We start from the raw sequence: 8,106 nt of genomic DNA, 5'->3' as shown, positions 1-8,106 counted from the left end.
TTATCCCTGTACATTTGCCAAAGGCATAAAGCTTCATAAACATCATCATCTGGAAGAAAACACGTGGCATTAGTTCCACGAAACGATTGTAGGATACAGCATCGGGAAACTCCTGCTTGAGTTGTCCGCGAATGCAGTTGAGGTAGTACTCCTTGAAGTTACGGTATGTACCGAAATGATAGCATATAAGAATTGTCATAATCTTGCTTTCAGAAAGACGACCTTTACGGTGTCTATAACGTTTTCCTTTGCCGTTATGTGTAGGTAGGAAAAGGTTGTTTTCGAGTTCGGTATTCAAATTTTTGTTAAATTCGTCTATAATACAGAATATTGCAGTAACTTTGTCTTTGGTAATCATCGCTTTAACTTTGTTTGTAACTTATTGATTATCACCTATAAAGATACAAGTAATAAGCGAGATTACCAACTTTTTAAGAACTTTTCTTATCCCGAACTCGCATAATAGATTATTAATCTTTGCAACCGAGTTGCAAGATTAAATGGATATCTTTGCATCGTGATGATGAAAAAAATATCCATATTTAGTATCTGGTTGGCAATCCTCATGGTGTTGTTTGTCTCTGTTTTGGCACATCATCATCACCCCAAAGAAGTATGCTTCATTGAAATGACATGCGCGTTGGATGGCAATGTTAATGATAGTCACACTGGCCACTCGACTTCGGGTCAAAGTTCTACACCAGACAATTGCTCTGTTGAACAAATCAAACACATTGTCAAAAACGAAAAGTGCGTTCAACAGATCACACAGACCATAGAGAAGCAATCACACTTATTGTATGTTTTCTCGCCGTATAAAATATTGTCAAACCTTGAAGCTTCAAAGTTTAACGAAACATCACAAGAGCCCTCTTTTCATCTGCTTGAGGTAAATATTGTCTCAAGTGGGTTACGAGCGCCTCCTCTCTCATAATTATATCCATTTTTTTTAAATAAATAGAATAAGACATGACGGTTGTTCTCAATATGTCATGTATAATTAAGTCATGAGATATGATCAATAAAATTATTTATTTTTCCATTAAGCATAAGTTCTTGGTGATACTCCTCTTGGTAATCATTATAGGTGGTGGCTTATATTCACTAAAAACCATCAATGTAGATTCTACACCAGATATCACCAATAATCAAGTACAGGTTATTACTGTGTCAGAAAACCTTTCAACAACAGATATAGAGCAGTTTGTTACTTACCCTGTAGAACTTGCCATGTCGAATCTTCCTGGTGTAATAGACATTCGTTCTATCTCTCGATTCGGTGTATCGGTTGTGACCATTGTGTTCAAGGATAATATGGATACCTATCTGCCACGCCAACTTGTTCAAGAGAAGTTAGAAGAAGTACGTGAAGAAATTCCAGAAGGCTTTGGCACTCCCCAAATGGGACCTATAACAACAGGGTTGGGTGAAATTTATCAATACACATTAGTTCCTAAAGACAGCAATTTATATAGTCCACAGGAATTGCGAACTATTCAAGACTGGATAGTTAAACGTCAACTGTCAATGATTCCAGGTGTTGTCGAAGTGAACTCTTTTGGTGGGAGTATAAAGCAATACGAGGTGGCTCTTAATCCGAATAGGCTCAATGCAATGAAAGTTACTATCAGTGAAGTATACGAAGCATTAAGCAAGAATAACATCAATACCGGTGGAGCCTATATCGAGCGCAACCACATGGCCAATTTTATTCGTGGTGAGGGAGTGGTTAAATCTATTGCAGACATTCAAAACATAGTTGTTAAGAATACGAATGGTATTCCTGTTCTGATACGAGACGTGGCCGATAAAGTTGATATTGGTTCACAAGTACGTTATGGCGCCTTTACCCAAAATGGGCATGAGGCTGTTGGTGGCATGATTCTGATGTTAAAGGGAGCAAACTCAGACAAAGTGGTTGATGCTGTTAAAAATAGAATGGAAAGTATCAAGAAATCACTTCCCACAGGTATTGAGATAAAACCGTTTCTCGATCGTTCTAATCTTATCGACCGTACAACGAGTACAATAGCTCGCAATTTGGTAGAGGGAGCCCTGATTGTCATTTTTGTATTAGTCTTACTACTCGGAAATGTGCGAGGTGGCATCATTACAGCTTCCGTTATTCCATTATCTCTATTGTTTGCCTTTATCATGATGAGAATCTTTGGGGTTTGGGCGAATTTAATGAGCCTGGGGGCTATTGATTTCGGTATTATTGTCGATGGAGCCGTTATTATTGTAGAGGGCATTGTATTTGAGATTGGAAAGAGGACTAAGCACCATCTTAAAGTTGACCAGACGGCCATGAATCAAATTAGTTACGATGCGGCATCCTCAATGATGAACTCGGCTTTCTTTGGTCAGCTGATAATTCTAATCGTTTTTACACCGATTATATTCTTGACAGGAATCAGTGGTAAGATGTTTTCACCTATGGCTTACACGTTCTCGTTTGCACTCTTAGGTGCGATCATACTCTGTTTAACCTATGTACCTATGATTTCGGCTCTTATTCTACGCCCCTTACATAATTCCGATAGTAGGATTGTCAGGTTTGAGAAGAGATTGGAGCAAGTAAGTAACAAGTTGATTACAAAAATCACGAGGGCGTATAATCCGCTGCTTCTTTTTTCACTTCGACATAAGACAGCAGTCATTCTCTCAGCTATAATCATGTTAGGAATTACGACCATCGCCTTTACGCGTATGGGTGGAGAATTTATTCCTGAGCTTGATGAAGGAGATATAGCAATGCAAACATTTCTTAGACCAGGAAGTTCTCTCTCTGAAACAATCAAGAGAGAAAAAGAAGTTGAGCGTCTGCTTTTGGATAACTTCCCTGAAATCAAAACAGTCTGTGCACGCATTGGCGTGGCTGATATTCCTACTGACCCTATGGGATTTGACTATACGGACAGTTTTATTATCCTTGAAAAAGACAGGAGTAAATGGACTTCGGCCACAACGAAGGAGGAACTTATTGAAAGGATAAAGGAAAAGCTCCAAATTTTACCCGGGCTAAACTTTTCTTTCTCTCAGCCAGTAGCACTTCGATTCAACGAACTGCTTACTGGTGTCCGCGAGGATGTAGCCGTAAAACTCTATGGTGACGACCTCGAAAAACTCAATAAATTGGGAAATCGGATGGTAAGCATTATTAGTAAAATATCTGGTGCCAAAGACGTGGCTCTTGAACGTACAGACGGATTACCACAGATTACAGTAAAATATGACCGGCAGCGCTTAGCACAATATGGAATGAATATTGCTGACCTAAACGGGTATGTGAGTTCTGCTTTTGCTGGCAGTTCTGCCGGAGTGGTATTTGAAGGTGAAAAACGTTTCGACCTTGTCATTCGACTCTCCGAGACGTATCGTAAGAGTATCGATAATCTTAAGCAACTCTATGTTGATCTGCCAAATGGGTCGCAGATACCCCTGAGAGAGGTAGCCAATATTAACTATGAGTCAGGTCCAATGCAAATATCACGAGATAAAGCCTCACGCAGAATCTATGTAGGAGTGAATGTGCGAGGACGTGATGTGGCATCCGTCGTCTCTGATATTCAAAAAAGTCTTGATGCTGAGTTGACTCTTCCTTCAGGTTATCGACTGGAATATGGAGGTGAATATCAAAATCTCCAAGAAGCAAAGGCACGCTTGATGATAGTTCTCCCAATAGCCATGGCACTAATTTTCCTTTTACTCTACTTTGCATTAAAATCATTTAAGCAGAGCTTGATGATTTATATGGCAGTACCTCTTGCTACGATTGGTGGAGTTTTAGCTTTGATATTGCGTGGTATGTCTTTTTCCATCTCGGCAGGTGTCGGCTTTATCGTGTTATTCGGTGTTGCAGTACTCAATGGTTTGGTACTCATTAACCGATTCAATTCATTAAAAAGTGAAGGTATGAAAGATATAAATCGAAGAATTATAGTGGGTACAAAAGAGCGCATACGACCTATCTTACTAACAGCAACAGCTGCAATGCTTGGCTTTTTGCCTATGGCGGTATCAGGCTCTGCAGGGGCGGAAGTGCAACGACCATTAGCCACAGTAGTTATTGGAGGGCTATTTACCGCAACACTACTTACGCTGGTCGTAATTCCATTATTATATGCATTAGAAGAAGGGGTAAATATTAAGAAAAAAAAGATACCGACGGCTATTACACTTACATTGGTCATGCTATTAATGACAAATGGTTCGAAAGCGCAAACTGTTAGTCTTCAACAAGCATTTCAACTTGCAGAACAAAATTACCCTACAATAAGGATAGCTGAACTTCGTGTCAATCGTGAGAAAACGATGATTAAAGGCGTAAATAACATAGGAGACACGGAGTTCTCAGCAGGTGTGGACGAACTCGGCAGAGGTAATGATGCTACCTTTTCATTATTATCTATCCGACAGAATCTGAATCTATTCGGTAAGAAGCAACGTACTCGTGCTCAAGAACAAGCAACAAGAACAGCTCGTGCAGAAGCAGCGTTGACAAAATATGACTTACAAAGAGCTGTAAGTTACGATTATGCCCAAGCGTACATTCAGAAACAGAGAATGAAAGTCTATGCAATGATTGACTCTATCTATCAGAATTTTGAACATGCCGCAAAATTAAAATATGAAATGCGTGAGACCTCGCAATTAGAATATTTAACAGCAAAGAAGAAAGCGATAGAGATGAAGGAAAATTTGAATCAGTCAACTTATGATTATCAAGTAGCAGTTAGATTGTTATCTCGATGGTTAGGAGAAGGAATTTACGAACCTTCTACCTCCCCAGAAGAAATATTCGCAGTATGCAATGACACTGTTCATCCAATATTGGCATTGCAGAAAGAAAAAATTAAACTGGCACAAACACAGATAGAAGTTGAAAAAACAAAAGTGCTACCAAATTTTTTCGTAGAAGCAGGGGCGCAGAGAAATGGAAATAGGTTAGGCTATTGGACTATAAATGTTGGTATGAGTATTCCCTTATTTAGAAATTCATATCGTGCACAGAAGCAAGCCATGGCCATGGATAAGGAGATTGAAGAGGCTTATCTCACCTTATCACGTCAACAACTTAAAAGTGTTCAAGAGCGTTTACAAACAGAAAATCTAAAATGGCAGACGAAACTCAAATACTTTCAAGAAACAGCATTACCAACAGCAAGAGAGCAACAACGAGGAGCAGCTTCCGCTTACCGACTCGGGGCAACTGACTATATTGGCTTTATCCAGACCATGGGCGATGCTGTGCAGACAGAGCTTGACTATTGGTCAGCTTACGAAAAATACATCAATACAAAGATAGATTTACAATATCCAAATATTTAAGACAATGAAAACAAAAAAATATATCTATATGGCCTCTCTCTTGCTTCTAATGGCTTGTGGCAACACCAAGAAGCAGGCCGAAAACAGTGAAGAGAATGCGTTGAAGGAACAGACCCAAGTAGTCCTCACTGACGAGCAAGTGAAGAAGGTGAATATTGAGGTTGGCCATCTTACAGAGATGGTTTTTGAGAATGCTATAGAAGCGAATGGAAAACTGGTTATCGATCCGCAAAGTGAAGCAACTGTAACTCCGCAAACGGGTGGAAATATCAAACAGATATTAGTTAAAGAAGGACAAATAGTGGCTAAAGGCCAGATCATCGCTTACTTGTCTCACCCCGACTTTGTTAACCTTCAGACACAATATCTATCATCCCTCAATCAGCAGAAGTATCTCTCGAAAGAGTTTGCTCGCCAGGCAATGATGATGAAAGAGGGGGTGGGTGCAGGTAAGGATTACGACCGTATCAAATCAGAATTAAAGATAGTTAATGGCGAATTGCAAATGTTATCCGCCCAGCTTAGAAAAATGGGTATTAATCCTTCCTCTATTCGCAAGGGAAATCCCAAGATGACAATCGCAATAAAGAGTCCTATCCGTGGCACTGTTGAGCAAATCGACGTGCAGACAGGCCAATATACAACTCCAGAAATGCCAATAATGAAGATTGTAAATACAGACAACATTTTTGCTGAATTACAGGTCTTTCTACACGATATTTCTAAAATAAAAGTAGGACAGTCTGTACAATTTAAACAATCCGACAACAGTGGGAAAAACTATAGAGGCAAAGTATATTCCATTGGTAAGACCTTTAACAATGAAAATCAGACAGTAGATGTGCGGGTAAATATTATGGGGGATAGAACTGGATTAATTGGAGGCATGTATATTCAGGCACAGATTGCTACAAATGCAATAAAGATGAAAGCTGTACCTTATGAAGCCATAGCCGAAAAAGATGGGAAATTTTATATCTATAAAGCCTCTCATCAGGGCTCAAGATGGAAGTTCTTCCCTGTTGGTGTCAAGAAGATAAAAGAAGAAAATGGATTTGTAGCAATAGAGCCTTTAGAGGATACAAAAAAACTTTCTAATATTGCTCAATCGGGTGCCTATTATCTTCTGTCTGAAATGAATAAAGGAGAAACCGGAGAAGAATAGAATAAAGCACCTATCTCTAATTGGTGTTTACTGAAAATTAACGTGAGTTCGACGAATTATAAGTGTCTATAAATTTGGTGATTAGCGAAATTTGTTGTAACTTTAAAGAACTAATATTCAAACAGTTACAAACAAAAATCGCTATGATCACCGAAGACAAAGTTACTGAAATATTTTGTATGGCAGATGACTTCTGCAAGTCTTTTGATGCAATGGTGGCAAAATATACGCTATAGCCTACTGGAAAAAGAAAGTATCATCGAGATTCCACGATGTCAAAGGCAGAAGTCATGCTAATAATGATTCTTTTTCACGACTCTGGTTATCGCTGCTTTAAACATTTCGGTACTGTTTTGCTCATAACGTTACAATAAATTTTGAATATGATTTTTATTTTCTGAATATACTTCCATAAAGGAAGGCAGGGAATTACCATCCAAAAACGGACACAAAGAATGGATCAGGACATCAAGGCGGTATGTGCTGAATATCTATACCTGTAATAATGCTTACGCAGATGTTTTCCAAACTGATTTTGGATAATGCCTACAACTTATGGGAATGATATTGTGTATTGCCTCAAGTCACATTGTGGGGTAAGGGGATATTGTAGGTAGAAGTGGGTGCTTCAAGCTCAAATTATCTGCAAATTCAGTAATGAGAGGACGTGTAAACGCAATAAGGACGTTCAAGGGCTTAGTTGCGGATTTGAGGCAAATTAATAAATATATTTTCAAAAATTGTCGATGTTTTAAGAAAAAATCATTAAATTTGTCAGCGAGTCCAAGTGTGCATACGAGTATGCATTCGTTATAAGACTCAGACATTTTACGAAGAGCGTTTGCTCGTTATTCTACGCTGAAATCTGGACAATTTCAAACGGAAAGAATAATGGATAAACTCTCACGCCAAGATTATTGTACCCGTTAGTGGGCATGATATATCTTTCAGGCGTGGGTTGTTGTTTGTTACTTTCCGTTGGCAGTCCAGAGCCTCAGCGTGGAAACGACAATAGTCCCACGCTTTTTCATACCCTTCAATCTATTAATCGGCTCAGTAGAAAATCAGTGGGGATATGCGTATAGATTTGCAATTCTGAATAGGAAGAACTTCTTGTCTGCCACTCCTCTTAGATTAGCTCGGAAAAGTTTAATTTTGGCATTGAACGATTCTGCCATGGCATTCGAAGCCCTGTTGTTATAGAAGTTCAATATCTCATCATAATGCTCGTAGAATGTGGCAGCAATGACATTGAATGAATGAAAGCCTGCCTCTTCAACTTTATTGTACCACCGTGCCATGGAAAGTCTGGCTGCATCCTTGATGGTGTTCTTTGCAAAGATCATGCGCAGAGAATGGCACAATCCGTATGCCTTTTGGATGTCCGGATATTGTTCAAAAAGAATTTTAGCTCGCAGTTTCTGACGCTCGGTCCATTTGTCAGCGGACTTGAAGAGCAGATATCTTGACCTGGCGAGAAGCTCTTTTCTTGTATCTCCATTAGCGTATCGGTATGGGCTGTATGGTTCATCGCAGAGTTTTGCCTCCTCCATCTCGTCGTTTGCCTGCTGTATTGCATCCCAGCGGTGCTTGATACGCAATTCCTGTAC

At 39.3% G+C, this 8,106-nt stretch carries 4 protein-coding genes and 2 pseudogenes; 4 read left to right on the top strand and 2 right to left on the bottom strand.

Annotated features, from left to right (window positions below; all coding sequences use genetic code 11):
- A pseudogene (locus E0E16_RS01820) lies at positions 1 to 358 on the bottom strand (IS982 family transposase); the annotation flags it as partial.
- A gap of 162 nt (positions 359 to 520) precedes the next feature.
- Here E0E16_RS01820 and E0E16_RS14790 point away from each other — a divergent pair.
- From E0E16_RS14790 to E0E16_RS14110, 4 genes and pseudogenes are all read left to right on the top strand, one after another.
- Positions 521 to 934, top strand: a complete 414-nt coding sequence (locus E0E16_RS14790) for a DUF6769 family protein (RefSeq protein ID WP_369406401.1) — start codon at positions 521 to 523, stop codon at positions 932 to 934.
- 80 nt (positions 935 to 1,014) lie between these two features.
- Positions 1,015 to 5,331, top strand: a complete 4,317-nt coding sequence (locus E0E16_RS01815) for a CusA/CzcA family heavy metal efflux RND transporter (RefSeq protein WP_130828571.1) — start codon at positions 1,015 to 1,017, stop codon at positions 5,329 to 5,331.
- Between the two features lie 4 nt (positions 5,332 to 5,335).
- On the top strand, positions 5,336 to 6,496 hold the full coding sequence (locus E0E16_RS01810; protein WP_130828570.1) for an efflux RND transporter periplasmic adaptor subunit: 1,161 nt from the start codon (positions 5,336 to 5,338) through the stop codon (positions 6,494 to 6,496).
- A gap of 143 nt (positions 6,497 to 6,639) precedes the next feature.
- Positions 6,640 to 6,840: pseudogene (locus tag E0E16_RS14110) on the top strand (IS982 family transposase); the annotation flags it as partial.
- 720 nt (positions 6,841 to 7,560) lie between these two features.
- Here E0E16_RS14110 and E0E16_RS01800 read toward each other — a convergent pair.
- A partial coding sequence (locus E0E16_RS01800; RefSeq protein WP_130828424.1) for an ISAon1 family transposase occupies positions 7,561 to 8,106 on the bottom strand: 546 nt, incomplete at its 5' end.

The sequence above is a fragment of the Prevotella rectalis genome (assembly GCF_900607215.1).
Lineage (GTDB): Bacteria > Bacteroidota > Bacteroidia > Bacteroidales > Bacteroidaceae > Prevotella > Prevotella brunnea.
Note: the sequence above shows the minus strand (reverse complement) of the source record. Positions and strands in the feature narration are given on the sequence as shown.